A 13,249-nucleotide genomic window follows, 5' to 3' on the forward strand; every position below is an offset into this window, starting at 1 on the left:
CCGGGGGACATCTTGACGCATGGTCGCGCCCGACGGGGGATCGAGCCGGTCGGGAACGCGCGCCTGCGCCGGAGGCGGGCGCTCCCAGCGGGACGTCAGCGGTGGGCGTGCGCGGTCAGGTCGGGCAGGACGTCGCCGCGCAGCACGGCGAGCGCGCGGCGGGCACGGGCGCCGCCCCAGGGAGAGAGGATGTCCGCGTCGGCCTCGTCGATCAGGGCCCAGTCGTCGAGCTCCTCGACCTGCGGGACCACGGTCGCCTCGAGCTGGGCGCGCGGGATCATGCCGGCGTCGAACACGAAATGCACGCCCATCGGAGCGCTCCGCACGGCGCTGGAGGGCATCCAGTCGATCGCGAGCACGCGTCCCACCTCGACGTCCAGGCCGAGCTCCTCGGCGACCTCGCGCTGCGCGCAGCGTCGGGGATCCTCGCCGGGGTCGACACCCCCGCCGGGCAGCAGCCAGTGGTCGCGGTAGTTCGGCTTCTCGACCACGAAGCGGCCGTCCTCGTCGCGCAGGATCACCGCGCCGGAGCTGATCACCGTGGGCAGGGAGGCGAAGTAGGCGGGGTCCGGGAGCAGTCGGGGCATGACCCCATCGTGGCACCCTCGGCGCCTCCGGGGCAGGGGCAGTCCGTCAGCGGGCGGATCCTGCCGCCGGTATGAAGCGCACCGCGGTGCCGGGCGCCGCCTGGGCGAGGCGGTTCAGACCGGTGCGGGTCACGACCGCGACCACCGGATACCCGCCGGTCGTGGGATGGTCCGGGCCGAACACGACGGGCAGGCCCGACGGGGGGACCTGGATCGCGCCGGGCACCATCGCCTCGCTGGGCAGTGACCCTGATCCGTCGGGAACCGGCAGGGGTGAACCGTCCATCCGCACGCCCACCCGGTCCGAGTCCGAACGCACCGTCCACTCCGCACGGATCAGGGCGTCGAGCACGGCCCGGCCGAGGAGGGCATCGCGAGGCCCCGCGTGCATCGGGATCTCGAGACGGCGACGGGCGGGGGAGCGCTCCGCGTGTCCGTCTGCATCTCGGTGTGCCTCTCCGTCGGCACGTCCGTCTGCCTGACCGTCGACCGAGGTATCGTCGGCCGGATCGTCCCGGTCTGTTCGTGGCACAGCCCCAGGAATCGCCTCCGGCACAGCGTCCGGCACCGCATCGAGCCCCTGCTCGGGGCCGACGAGGAGCACGTCACCGGCGCGCAGCGGCGCAGGACCGAGACCGGAGAGGGTGTCGCGGGAGAGAGAGCTGAGGAACGGGACGTCCGAGGCCGGAGGTTCGCCGTCTTCCGCCCCGGCAGGGCGCACCACCTCGTCCGGCGCCCGGCGCACACCGGCTATCCCTCCGCGCACCGCGATCAGGCGTCGCAGGCCCTGCCACGGAGCGCCCAGCGTCAGGACGTCACCGGGATCCAGGCCGATCGCACGAATCTGTCCCTGGCCGGCGTCGGGCTCGAGCTCCGGGCCCTCGGGGTCCGCGCGGTGCACGGTGACCTCTCCCGCTCCGCCGGCGACCGCGATGACCGTGGGCGCGAGCGCGCGCAATCGCACCGGTCCCAGCAGCGCCTCCAGTGCGGCCATCTGGGTCGGGTTGCCGACCGCGGCGTCGGCCCGAGCCAGCGCGCCGCGGTCGAACGCACCGGAGAGACTCACCCCGATCGCCCCGTGGCCAGGGCGTCCGGCATCCTGCAGCAGCAGCTGCGGCCCCGGGGAGAGGACCTCGAGCGTCGGGTCGCCGACCGGCGGGAGCGTCGCTCCGTCCCCTCGCCGGCGGCCCAGCCGGCGAGGTGCCACCGCCACCCCTGACCGTGCTCGGGCGAGAGCAGAAGCCATGGTCGTCGTGGAGGTCGTGGAGGTCGTGGAGGTCGTGGGTGACCGGGTGCCGATCCGTGCGGACGGTCGCCGGGGGCTGAAGCGCACCCGTGATCCGGGAACGAGCAGCGCCGGCGACGTGCGGTCCGGGTCGAACAGCTCGGCGTCGGTGCGCCCGATCAGCTGCCATCCGCCCGGGGACGGCCGCGGGTAGATGCCGCAGTACCGGGACGCCAGGCCGACGGCCCCCGCGGGAACGGTGGTGCGCGGCTCTCCGCGGCGCGGAACCTCCCAGGGAGGGCCGGCGGCGCTCTGCCTGTCTGCACGTGACCCGTCGACACCGGTCCCGTCAGCGCCCGCCCCATCCGCGCCCGCCCCCTCAGCGACCAGATAGGGGAACCCCGGGGCGAATCCACCGAAGGCCACGGTCCACAGCGCCCCGGTATGCGCGGTGATCAGGGCGTCGGTGCTCATCGAGAGCAGGCCGGCCACCTCGGCGAGGTCCGCCCCGTCGTAGACCACGGCGAGGGTGTGCTCCGCGCCGGCGGCCTGTTCCTCGGTCGCTGCGGGGAGGGCGCTCAGCAGGTCGGTGAGCTCGTGGCGATCGCGCGGCGCGGCGCCGACCAGCAGCAGCGTGCGCTCTGCGGGGACGAGGTCCACCAGGTGCGGAGGCGCGAGGGCTCGCAGAGCGGCGGCTGCGGCGAGCACGGCACGCGTGTCGGGGTACTCGGCCAGCACCGAGACCTCCCCGGCCCGGTGCACTGCCGACGGTGGGCCCAGCAGCTCAGGAGCGACGGAACTCTCAGGGCTGCTGGTCACAGAGCCGCCTCGAGCTGCACGCCGGCCCCCGCCAGCCCGTTGCGGACAGCGCGGGCGAGCTCCACCGCGCCGGGGGTGTCCCCATGCAGGCACAGGGAGCGGACCGGAAGATCGACCCAGGTCCCGTCGTCAGCGCGTACGCGATGTTCGGTCGCGATCGCCATCGCCTGATCGACGACGGAGGCGGCGTCGGTGAGCACGGAGCCCGGCCGGCTGCGTGGCATGAGCGTCCCGTCGGGGAGGTACGCCCGGTCGGCGAAACCCTCGAGCACCACCTCGATCCCGGCTGTGCGCGCCGGCGCGAGGACCGCCGCCCCGGGAGCGGCGAGCAGCGCCAGACCCCCGCCGAGCTCGCGCAGGGCCTGCACCACGGCTGCGGCCTGCTCCTCGTGGTGGGCCAGCGCGTTGTACAGCGCCCCGTGCGGCTTCACGCCCCGCACCGTGGTCCCCTCGGCCCGCGCCATGGCCTGCAAGCCTCCCACCTGCACGATCACGAGATCGGTGAGCTCGGTCGGGGGGATGTCGAGGAAGCGTCGGCCGAAGCCCTGCAGGTCCGGATAGGCGACGTGCGCCGTGACCGCGACGCCCCGGGCAGACGCGCCGCGCAGGGCCGAACGCATCGTGCCGGGATCGCCGGCATGCCCGCCGCAGGCGATGTTCGCCGTGGTCACGACGTCGAGCATGGCCGCGTCGTCCCCCATCGACCAGTCGCCGAAGCCCTCCCCGAGATCGGCGTTGAGATCGAGCAGCACGGGGTCAGCGATCATCGGTGATCGTCTCCTTCCTGCGGGGCCGCGGTGCGCTTCCCTTGTCGGCTCCTCCATTGTCGGCCCTCCGGCTGTGAGGCGACAGCCGACGCCAGGCCGCCGGGGCGTCCGGCCGGTCGACCGGCGACAGCCAGGTGCACACGGCCGATAGTGTCGAGGCATGAGCCAGACCCCCGCCGACCGGCCCGAACCCTCCCGAGCAGGCCCGTCGGGCGCATCCGACCCCGCGGGGTCCAACGACGCCTCGGGGCACTCCGACCCGTCGGCGCCCGGGGCCCTCCCGGACCTCCCGGCGGGCCTCGGTTCGAGCGACCCGGAGGCCCCCGTCGCCTATTCCGCGGCGGACGTCTCCGCCGCCGAGGACGTGCTGGCCCAGGCAGCAGAGGGTGACCCGGAGATGCTGATCGCCCTCACCGACGAACAGCTCGCGGCGCTGGACGGCTACGCGAGGCGCCAGTTCACGGCAACCCCGTGGCTCGACGAGCATGCTGATCAGCCCCGGTTCGCTGCCGGGGTCGGGCTGCGGGCGCTGATCGCCGCGGGTCAGGTGAGTGCGGGAATCGACCCGAGCACCGGCCGACAGCAGTGGACGGCGGATCCGATGCTCGCCGGCTGCCTGGTGCTGCGCCGCACCGCGACCCTGTTCACCACCGCCGAGCGCACCGTGCAGAGCCCGCAGGGTCCCCAGGTGCAGCGCCTCCACTACTACGTGCACGAGGGAGGGGTGCTCGAGGAGGAGGTCACTGCGCTGGGCATCCATCGCTTCACACCGCTCCGCGCCCCGCAGGTCAACGCCCGACTGCTGGCTGTCGTGGACCCGGCCGGAGTCGCCGCCGGCGGCGGGGAGCCGATGCAGGTGCGTGCCTCCGAGCTCCCGGCGAGCCCGCTCGCGCCGCGACTCGCCGCCACGCGCGCGCTGACCGTGTTCACGATCGTCACCACGGCCGATGGCGGGGTGCGTCAGGCGAGCGTGTACGCGACCGGCGACGAGGTGCTCGTCATGGAGGCCCTCGATCCGGGGGCAGACGATCCGCTGCTGGAGTTCCGCAGCGTCGACTCCGCGGAGCTGCACGCGCTGGCCACCGTGCTGGTGGGTGCCGCGGGCTGAGCCCCGCTGGAACAGTCCAGGCCGGCGGGGACATCTCGCACGGTGAAACCCGCGCAGTGGAACCAGCTCGGTGGAACCCGCACGGACAGTCCGTGCGGGTCCGGTCAGGACCGCGCGTCCCAGCGCTCGAGGACGTCCTCGAGCCGGCCGTGCAGGCGCTCGAGCATCTCCGCCCGGCCTGGAGCGGTCGGGAAGGGCATCTGCGGCACCTCGCGGGCGGCTAGGCAGCCTGGGAGACGGCCCCGCCCGAGGCATGAGGCCGACGCCGATACGACGACGACCCATCTCCTACGTCGACCCGCGTACGAGTGGATTAGCCGGCTCGGAGGATCTACGAGGATCTACTTCTGATCGATGATCGGATGCGCCGTCTCGTGGTAACGGGCCTCGGGAGAGGCCACTGGGCGGCATATATCGAGATCACTGTTGATTTTCATCGTTCCTGTGTGATCTGCGCCGTCGAGCTCGCCTACCGAGGGCGAGGCCCGTCAGTGATCCACTGAATACGACGAGGAATGTCACGAAGATGGCCGGTGTCATGGCTCAGCAGTGCGTGGAAACCCAGGTCCAGAACACCGCTTCGCCGAGGCCGACGAGAATCGCAATGGCCGGGTTCACAGCGATGAGAGTAAGTGCGTAAGCCCATGTGGCAGCATGGCCATAACCGATCACGGTCGTGAGGTACGGGCAGACATCTGACGCGCTTACCCCGTAAGCCTGGGGGCCAGATAGGGCAGAGCGGTCTTCGTCGCTCGCACGGTTGAGAATGTTCTGGAGCTCATCCGCGACGTCGTTGACGTTCTTCGTAGTGACAGAGCCGTCAGGATTCGAGATGGTCAGGTCGCCCGTGTCGCAGTCCAGGCGTGCACTGAACGAGCCGTGCCCGGGGAGCGTTTCTGTGGTCTCGACGACGCCGTGCTTGGTTCCGCCAGCGAAGACTGGGACCTCGGTGCGATCGACGCCGTCCACGGTTGGCGCTTCAGTGGGCTTCTCGGCGTGAGCAATTGCGGGAGTGCCGAGCACGGTTAAGAGCGTTGCGCTTCCAACTCCGGTGAACAACTGTCGGCGCTTCATTGCGGTCCCCTTTGCGCATTGACGTTTCTATTGCAGGGTGCACCCCGCGTCACGGAATGGCCATGTCATAAATCACTTTGACATTAGCGGAGAGGGGTCGTCAAGTCGGTGCTGGCAAGCGATGCTCGGCCACTGCGGAGACGAGGCTGCCGGACGCAGCCTTGGCCTTCGGCGTGCGTCATGGATTAACCTGGTGGTTCAGTCTCGGACCACGGCGGTTACCCAGGCTTCCAGCACATCCTCCAGGCGCCCGTGCAGGCGCATCGTGGCGTCGGGGTCGGCGCGGGTGGGCCCGTCGTTGAGGATCACCACGGGCTTGTGCTGGCGGCCGGCGGCGCGCACGAACCGCAGCCCCGACTGCACGGTCAGGCTCGACCCGAGTACCAGCAGCACTTCGGCCTCCTCGAGCGCGGCGAAGGCCGAGGCGACGACCTCGCGCCGGGCGGATTCCCCGAAGAACACGACGTCGGGCTTGAGGATCCCTCCGCACAGCGGGCACGGCGGATAGCGGAACGAGCTGGTGCGATCCACTTCGGCGTCCCCGTCGGGAGCCTGGGCGGCGTCGGCCGCGAGATCGGGCAGCCGCGCCGCGAGCTCGGGATTCATCGAGAGCATCCGCGCGTGCAGCGCCGCGCGGGAGGAGAGGGTGTCGCAGCTCTGGCAGCGCACTCGGTCCAAGCGTCCGTGCAGGTCGAGGACCGGGGCGGAACCGGCGGCCTGGTGCAGCCCGTCGACGTTCTGGGTGATCACCGCGGTGGTGGTGAACAGGGTGCGGCCGAGGCTCGCGAGCAGCTGATGGGCGTGGCCGGGGCGGGCACGGTTGAACTGCTCCCAGCCGACGGTGGAGCGCGCCCAGTAGCGGCGTCTGGCCAGGTCATGGCCCACGAACTCCTGGTACGTCATGGGGGAGCGGGGCACGGCGTCGCGGCCCCGGTAGTCGGGTAGGCCGGAACCGGTGGACATCCCCGCCCCCGTCAGCACCGCGACCGGGCGTCCGCGCAGCAGATCTCGAGCGGCGTCGAGCTCGGAGGGCGGGCTCTGCAGGCCGTAGTCGCTGCTCTCCATCGGGCCCCAGGCGGGCAGGCGCGGGGCGCCACGCCGGCCGGTGGATCCGGCGGCAGGGGCTGCGGTCGAGAACCAGCGCCCGACGTCCGCCGCCGGGCCGATGCCCGCCCCTGGACCGGTGTCGGCAGCCGGGCCGACGTCGTTCACCGGGCCGACGTTTCTCGCCGGGTGGGCGTTCCTCGCCGGGTCGGCGTCTCTCGCCGGGCCGCCGGCTCACCGGCAGCCGATTCGCTGTTCATCCCTCGAGCGTAGGTGCTGGATGGGGATCCGGGTCGGGCGCCGCGCTCGGCTCGTTGCGAACGGGTCGCCCCGTGCGATCCGGCGGCTCCGGGTCACGTGGTTGATCCGTGGTGTCCGGTTGCGCTGGGCCGTGCGCGCCGTCCGGCCCGTCGTCGTGCTCCCCGTCCGGCTTGGCGTCGTGCTCGCCGTCCGGCCAAGCGTCGTGCTCTCGGCCCGGCTCCGTGCCGCGCTCATCGTCGTGCTGGTTGCTGCCGTGCTGGTCGCTGTGTTGGTTGCGGTGCTGAGAGCCCTGCTGGTTGCCCTGCGGCGGGACGCGCCGGGGGCTGCGCCGGGCCCGACGTCGGTCCCGGAGGCGACGGACGCAGAAGCCGATCGCGGCGAGCAGGCCCAACCCGGCGACGGCCACGGAGTAGAGGCGCACGAAGCTCTCGAGGGCGTCCCCGCCGGCCTGGCCGAAGACATAGCCGGCGGTCACGAAGACTGCATTCCAGATTCCCGACCCGAGCCCTGTGGCCAGGGCGAACAGGCCGACGTGCATCCTCTCGATGCCCGCTGGGATCGAGATGAAGGTGCGCACCATCGGCACGAAGCGGGCGATCACGACGGCAGGGAATCCCCAGCGGTCGAAGAATCGCAGAGCCGCGTCGACGTCGCCCTGCTCCAGCAGCGGGAGGCGGGCGATGACCGCCCTGGTGCGGCGAAGTCCGAGTCCTCGGCCGACGGCATACACCCCGAGGCCACCGATCACCGACCCGGCGGTCGTCCACGTCAGCGGGACCAGCACGTTCTGTCCGTCCGACGCCGCGGCGACTCCGGCGAAGGGCAGCAGGATCTCCCCGGGGATCGGCGGGAAGATGGCCTCGGCGGCGATGACCAGTGCCGTGCCCGGCCCGCCGAGGAGCTCCATGAGGCCGATGGCCCACGCGGTGATGTCCACGGCCGCCTCCTTCCGCCGGATGAGCGCGACGCTAACCGCCAGGAATGGCGGGATGGTGAACAGTGCATGGCGATGGGTCGCATGAGGTGGGTGCTGCGCGGGCAGCTGGACAGCGCGAGATCAGTCGGGACGGTCGACGGTGCCGTCGGTGCCGTCGGTGCCGTCGGTGCTGCGGGGCCCGCCTCCCTCGCCGAGGTTCCCCTCGACGGCACGCTGAGCCTGCTCACCCCGCGGAGGTGGTGTGTCCGATGAACTCGTGAGCTCAGGTGGTGGCTCGATCCGAGGCCCCGTGAGGGCTGTGGGCCCGGTAGTCCTCACGGTGCCTCCCCGGCTGGTCCAGGTCACCTGATGGCCGGGGCTCTCGGTGGAGAGCTCGACGGAGGTGGTCTGCTGTTCCTTGTCGTTGCAGAAGGCGCAGAGCCCCTGCCCGTTGTCCAAGCAGGTGTGGCCGCCGGCCGCGTAGGGCCGGATGTGGTCGCTGTGCCGGATCGGGGCGTTGCAGAACGGGCCCCGGCACGTCACGTCGCGCCAGCGGATGAATCTGGCCAACGCGCGGGGGAACTCACGCGCCACGGAGTCGACCGCGACGAGCTCACCGGTGGTGGGATGCGTGTAGAGCCTGCGGAGGGCGAGCCTGACCGCGGGGGCGTCGGCCCCGAGCGCGTCGTCCAGCCCGCGGGTCTCCACCGCTACAGGGTCGAGGTCGGTGGGTCCCGCGGCAGCATTCTGCGTTCCCGGGCCGCCGGTCGGGACGGCCGGCGAACGATCCTGAGCGAGCTCGCGCAAGGGCCCGGAGAGCTCGTGACGCAGTGCTTCGACGGGCACGGGGCCGTAGCCCTCGACGTGGGCGAGCTCGCCCTGTCCCGGATGCAGCAGCGCCCGGTCCGTGATGATCACGCCGATATCGAGGTCGGTGCGGTCCATGCCGTCCTCTGCGCCGAGGAGGGACGCGATGAACGAATCCGCCTGGATCTGCTGATGGCCGCGCCGGTCGCCGCTCGCCCGGAGCCGCTCGGCCTCCAGGGAGAGGCGCTTGCGGATCTTCATCGCGTCCAGGGCGGGCAGGCGCGCCGAGACCACCGCCATCCCGTGCTCGCCACGGCGCACGGTCACGCTGCGAGTTCCCCGGGCATGCTCGTGCCGACGGCTCTCGCCCTCTGCATCGGACGCTGCGATCGCTGCAGCCACCGCACCCTTCCACTCCTCGGTTCCGCACCCGTCGAGTGCGGCGAGGCGGGTCCCGAGCAGGGCATCGACCTGTTCGCGCTGGGCAGGTGCCAGCGGCGCGACCGAGGCGGCCATGGCCCGGACGGCGCTCTCGCTGAGCCGGCCCGTGGCCAGGGCTCGAAGCATCGTCGGCATCGACTCCACGAGGCGTCGCGCGGAGGCGAGCGTCCTGCTGGCCAGGTCCGGGGAGCGACGGGTGCTCATCGAGACGTCGCGCGCTGCAGCGCGGTCCGCACGCCGGTCCGTGTCCTCCTCCGGCTCGACGGCCTCCGGCTCGTACGCGGCATCGGCCTGCGCGGCGGCACGGTCCTCGTCCCGCAGCGCATCCGCCAGGGCGACCATGCACCGCGTCTCCAGGGCGTCCATCGCGGAGCGCTGCTCCTGCAGGCGTCGGATCACGGCGGAGTACTGTCCCGAGGAGCCGGGCGCCGGCGAGAAGAGGCCACCGGGCTCGGTGGCCAGCTCGACCAGGAGGAATCCTTGGTCACCCAGGAGCTCGGCGAGCGCCGTCGGCCCCTCCGCGCGAAGCGCATCGAGCAGCTGCTGGGCGGGATCGCCCTCCGCTGCCTCGGTGTTCTCCGCGAAATCGTTCATGCCCACCATGATTCGCGGGACCCACGGCCGAGGGAACCGGCGAGTCACGATGGTGGATAACCACCCGCTGTGGAGGAAAGGTCGGCATGGGGCCGAGCCCGGCAGCAGGCCTGCACCTCGGTCACGGCGCGGTCGCACCAGCGTGGCGGCACGACTCACGGCGCGGTCGCCGCACCCACGTGACGGCACGACTCACGTCCCGACCGCACTCATGTCACGACCTCCGTCGAAGCGCGGGGCACGTGTGCTCAACCCTCGGGCTGCATACCCTCCAGGACGCTCAGGATCTCGCCGGCGACATCGGCCGGGGGCCGGTTCCCGAACAGGGACTCCTCGCCGAGCCGGGAGAGCTCGTCGCCGAATCCGACGCCGGAAGCGGGGGTGACCAGCGGCGGCCGCACCACCTCGGCCTGCATGTCGCGGGCGAAGTCGAGCGAGACCATCTCGTCGTCATCGAGCACGGTCGCGATCTCGTCCTGCAGCTCGGGGAACGAGGTCACGCCGCGTTCGATCTTGAGGATCTTCGCGGCCTCCGGATCACGCAGGAGGAAGTTCACGAGCGTGGCGGCGGAGTCCACGGCCTTCGAGCCCGCGGCGATCGACCAGTACATCGAGGCCTTGTTGACCATCTGCGGATCACCGCTGGTCCGGGCGGGCAGGCGCAGCAGCTGCAGGGGCGCTCCGGTGGACTTCTGGAAGGTCTGCACCTGGGTGTGGAACTGGAGATGGAAAGCGGCACGGCTGGTCCCGAACCGGCCCTGCTCCACGCCGGCGGCGAAGTCCTCGATCTGCTCCGAGGGGCCGACGACAGCTCCGGACTCGACGAGAGCCAGGGCGTACTCGAGGTAGGCGACGATGGTGTCCTTGCTGACCAGCGTCTCGTCCTCGCGGGGGAACAGCTGCTCGCCGCTCTGGCGGGCCCAGGCGCCGAGCTCGGCAGCGCTGGTGCCGAAGAAGTCGAAGCCGATGATGTCCTCGTCGGCCTCTTTCGCCCAGTCGCTCACTGCGCCGGTGATCTCGGCGAAGTCGTCCCAGGTCCACGAGGTGTCGTCCGGCATGTCGAGGCCGGCCTGCTCGAGGATCTCCGGGTTCACGCCGACGGAGAAGATCCCGACGCCCAGCGGTGCGCCGACGAGCGTGCCGTCGGCCAGACGCCCGGTGTCCAGCACGGCCTCGTCCATCGCACTGAGGTCCAGCAGATCGGAGACGGTCTCGAGGTCGAGCAGCGAGTTCCGGGTGCCGTAGGAGTCGATGTAGGCCTCGTCCATCTGCAGCACGTCCGGGGCGTCGCCGCCGGCGAACTGGGTGGCGAGCTTGTCCCAGTACCCCGTCCACTCGCTGTACTCAGGGCTGACGGAGATCTCGGCGTGGGCCTGCGTGAACAGGTCCAGCGCGTCGCGGGTGAGCCCGTTGCGCAGGTCGCCTCCCCACCAGTAGATCCGGACGGCGCTGCCGTCCCCGCCCGATCCGCCGGAGCCTCCTGAGCCGCCGGCGGCGTTGGGGCCGCAGGCGGCGAGGACGGGCAGGGTTCCGGCGGCGAGCAGTCCGAGGGTGCGTCGGCGGGTGATCATCGTCGATCCTTCCGGCAGGGCTCCGGCGGTCGGGCCCACGTCCATGGGGGACCTCGACGCGCTGAGTCGTTTCAGGGCAAGCAGTGCGGTCACAGTAACCGGCCGTTCGTGGAGCGGACAAGGGATTCCGCACCGCAGGCGGCACGGAGGGCGTCGACGGTGGCGCTGGGCCGGCATCGTGGTTCCCGGGCGGGTCGCCGGGCGAGTCACCGGAAGAGTCGCAGGACGAGTCCTCGAGCGGGCCGCCGGATGAGTCCCGAGCGAGTCCGCCGGCGACGACATGCAACGTTGTAGATTTTGCGCCAGGATGGCGACCGGTCCACGGGGCGGCAGCGAGAGGGTCGCGAGCGGGCCGTGACTCAGCCGTAACGCCGACGGGTTGACAAGACGGGTCGTCAAGCGCTTTCCTGAGGTGAGTCGCCTGGCGGCCGCCGCCCCCTGAGCGGGACGGCGGAGAGCGGGTGGCCAGGAGAAAGGAATGAAACCTTTCACCGCCGCAGTGCCCTGGCGCGCGCCGTCGTGCGTGCCGGGTCGCAGCGGGCAGGATTCCAGCGGTCCGGGTCCCGGACCGACGGGCCCGCCCGAGCATCGCCCCCGATCCGGGCCGACCATGGTGGTCGACCCGAGGACCTCGCTACGGCGCTCTGGATGCGCAGTCGAAGATCACAGGAGATCTCATGTTCACTCGACGTTCAGCACTTGCCCTCGGCCTCGCCGTCCCCGGCCTCGCGGGTCTCGCGGCCTGCGGCCCCAACGCCTCCGGCGGCTCCGGGGGAGGCGGCGGAGAAGGCGGCGCCTCGACGCTCCGCCTCGCCTGGTGGGGCAACCCCACCCGGGACGAGAACACGAAGAAGGTGGTCGAGGCCTACAAGGAGGTCGACGACGCCGTCACCATCAACCTCGAGCCGGGCGAGTGGAGCGGCTACTGGGACAAGCTCGCCACCCAGACCGCCGGCGGCGACTTCCCCGACGTGGTCCAGATGGACGAGAAGTACCTGGCCGAGTACGGAGACCGCGGTGCGCTGCTCGACCTCGCGGGGGCGGGCCTGAAGACGGACGACTTCGTGCCGGGATCGGTCGAGGTGGGCGAGCTGCCGGACGTCGGCCTCGCCGCGATCAACGCCGGTCTGAACGCCTTCGCGTTCCTCATCAACCCCATGGTCTTCGAGGAGGCCGGGGTCGATATCCCCGACGACACCACCTGGACCTGGGACGACCTGATCGACACCGCGGTGAAGATCTCCGAGAACACCGACAAGGGCACCTACGGCATGACCCAGATGGGCACCGTGCAGGGCCTGTTCCAGGTGTTCGTGCGCCAGGCCGGCCAGGATCAGTACAAGGACGGCGCCGCAGGATTCGACGTCGACACCGCGACGAAGTGGTTCGAGTGGGGCAAGAAGATCCAGGATTCCGGGGCCGGCCCCGGAGCGAGCGTCGCGGTCGAGGACGGGGCGCAGGCGCTGGACCAGTCCCTGTTCGCCACCGGGAAGACCGCGATGACCGTGGCCTGGTCGAACCAGGTCGTCGCCCATGACGGGCTCGTCCCCGAGGGCGTCACCGTGCTGCGGCCGCCGTCGATGACGGGCTCCGCGGCCGACGCCGAGCTCTGGTACAAGGCGTCCATGTACTGGGCCGTCTCGGCGAAGGCGTCGGATCCCGAAGCCGCGGTCGCGTTCGTGGACTTCCTCGTGAACTCCCCGGACGCCGGCAAGATCCTCTCGGTCGAGCGCGGCGTGCCCGGCAACATGTCGGTGCGCGAGGCGATCGTCCCGGACCTCGACGAGGCCAACAAGAAGGCCGTGGACTTCCTCGAGTCCATCGAGAGCGAGCTCGGCGACGCCCCGGAGATCACCCCGCAGGGCGGCGGCCAGTTCGAGGACATCCTCACCCGCGCCGGCGAGGACATGCTCTTCGGCAAGCTCACGCCCGAGGAGGCCGCCCAGCGTGTGCTCGACGACCTCACCTCCGCGCTTGGCTGAGTCGACCGACGCTGGGACAACCCGTGCCGCAGCGCCCTGCCGGGAGGGGAGCA

General features: G+C 71.6%; 10 protein-coding genes. 2 read left to right on the forward strand and 8 right to left on the reverse strand.

What is annotated here, in order from left to right; genetic code table 11:
* Positions 1–95: 95 nt before the first annotated feature.
* The 3 genes from ACT3UL_RS06330 to ACT3UL_RS06340 are packed head-to-tail and all read right to left on the reverse strand — an operon-like array spanning position 96 to position 3,398.
* Positions 96–587 (reverse strand): NUDIX domain-containing protein, encoded by a 492-nt coding sequence (locus tag ACT3UL_RS06330; protein WP_444577278.1) that lies wholly within the window; start codon positions 585–587, stop codon positions 96–98.
* 46 nt (positions 588–633) lie between these two features.
* A complete protein-coding gene (locus ACT3UL_RS06335) occupies positions 634–2,631 on the reverse strand; it encodes a carboxyltransferase domain-containing protein (RefSeq protein WP_444577279.1) in 1,998 nt (665 codons plus the stop codon).
* On the reverse strand, positions 2,628–3,398 hold the full coding sequence (locus ACT3UL_RS06340; protein ID WP_444577280.1) for a LamB/YcsF family protein: 771 nt from the start codon (positions 3,396–3,398) through the stop codon (positions 2,628–2,630). Before ACT3UL_RS06340 ends, ACT3UL_RS06335 begins: the two co-directional genes overlap by 4 nt.
* A gap of 160 nt (positions 3,399–3,558) precedes the next feature.
* On the opposite strand from ACT3UL_RS06340, the gene ACT3UL_RS06345 reads away from it, so the two are divergent.
* Positions 3,559–4,506 carry a hypothetical protein gene (locus ACT3UL_RS06345; RefSeq protein ID WP_444577281.1) on the forward strand — a complete coding sequence of 316 codons (948 nt, stop codon included), beginning with the start codon at positions 3,559–3,561 and terminating at the stop codon, positions 4,504–4,506.
* A gap of 543 nt (positions 4,507–5,049) precedes the next feature.
* Here the strand turns inward: ACT3UL_RS06345 and ACT3UL_RS06350 are convergent.
* The 5 genes from ACT3UL_RS06350 to ACT3UL_RS06370 form a co-directional block, all read right to left on the reverse strand.
* Positions 5,050–5,580 carry a hypothetical protein gene (locus ACT3UL_RS06350; protein WP_444577282.1) on the reverse strand — a complete coding sequence of 177 codons (531 nt, stop codon included), beginning with the start codon at positions 5,578–5,580 and terminating at the stop codon, positions 5,050–5,052.
* Positions 5,581–5,778: 198 nt separating this feature from the next.
* On the reverse strand, positions 5,779–6,792 hold the full coding sequence (locus tag ACT3UL_RS06355; RefSeq protein WP_444577283.1) for an NAD-dependent protein deacetylase: 1,014 nt from the start codon (positions 6,790–6,792) through the stop codon (positions 5,779–5,781).
* An 88-nt stretch (positions 6,793–6,880) separates the two neighbouring features.
* Positions 6,881–7,822 (reverse strand): VTT domain-containing protein, encoded by a 942-nt coding sequence (locus ACT3UL_RS06360; protein ID WP_444577284.1) that lies wholly within the window; start codon positions 7,820–7,822, stop codon positions 6,881–6,883.
* A gap of 120 nt (positions 7,823–7,942) precedes the next feature.
* Positions 7,943–9,643, reverse strand: a complete 1,701-nt coding sequence (locus ACT3UL_RS06365; protein WP_444577285.1) for a DUF222 domain-containing protein — start codon at positions 9,641–9,643, stop codon at positions 7,943–7,945.
* A 248-nt stretch (positions 9,644–9,891) separates the two neighbouring features.
* A complete protein-coding gene (locus tag ACT3UL_RS06370) occupies positions 9,892–11,214 on the reverse strand; it encodes an ABC transporter substrate-binding protein (RefSeq protein WP_444577286.1) in 1,323 nt (440 codons plus the stop codon).
* 677 nt (positions 11,215–11,891) lie between these two features.
* Between ACT3UL_RS06370 and ACT3UL_RS06375 the strand changes: the two genes are divergently transcribed.
* Positions 11,892–13,196, forward strand: a complete 1,305-nt coding sequence (locus ACT3UL_RS06375; RefSeq protein ID WP_193116970.1) for an ABC transporter substrate-binding protein — start codon at positions 11,892–11,894, stop codon at positions 13,194–13,196.
* Positions 13,197–13,249: the final 53 nt, after the last annotated feature.

Origin of the sequence: Brachybacterium sp. 107 (assembly GCF_052379725.1) — a bacterium.
Lineage (GTDB): Bacteria > Actinomycetota > Actinomycetes > Actinomycetales > Dermabacteraceae > Brachybacterium.

What these genes read in the sequence shown, in the direction of transcription:
- ACT3UL_RS06330 (WP_444577278.1), bottom strand. Translation starts at nt 587, where the DNA reads ATGCCCCGACTGCTCCCGGACCCCGCCTACTTCGCCTCCCTGCCCACG.
- ACT3UL_RS06340 (WP_444577280.1), bottom strand. Translation starts at nt 3,398, where the DNA reads ATGATCGCTGACCCCGTGCTGCTCGATCTCAACGCCGATCTCGGGGAG.
- ACT3UL_RS06345 (WP_444577281.1), top strand. Translation starts at nt 3,559, where the DNA reads ATGAGCCAGACCCCCGCCGACCGGCCCGAACCCTCCCGAGCAGGCCCG.
- ACT3UL_RS06350 (WP_444577282.1), bottom strand. Translation starts at nt 5,580, where the DNA reads ATGAAGCGCCGACAGTTGTTCACCGGAGTTGGAAGCGCAACGCTCTTA.
- ACT3UL_RS06365 (WP_444577285.1), bottom strand. Translation starts at nt 9,643, where the DNA reads ATGAACGATTTCGCGGAGAACACCGAGGCAGCGGAGGGCGATCCCGCC.
- ACT3UL_RS06370 (WP_444577286.1), bottom strand. Translation starts at nt 11,214, where the DNA reads ATGATCACCCGCCGACGCACCCTCGGACTGCTCGCCGCCGGAACCCTG.
- ACT3UL_RS06375 (WP_193116970.1), top strand. Translation starts at nt 11,892, where the DNA reads ATGTTCACTCGACGTTCAGCACTTGCCCTCGGCCTCGCCGTCCCCGGC.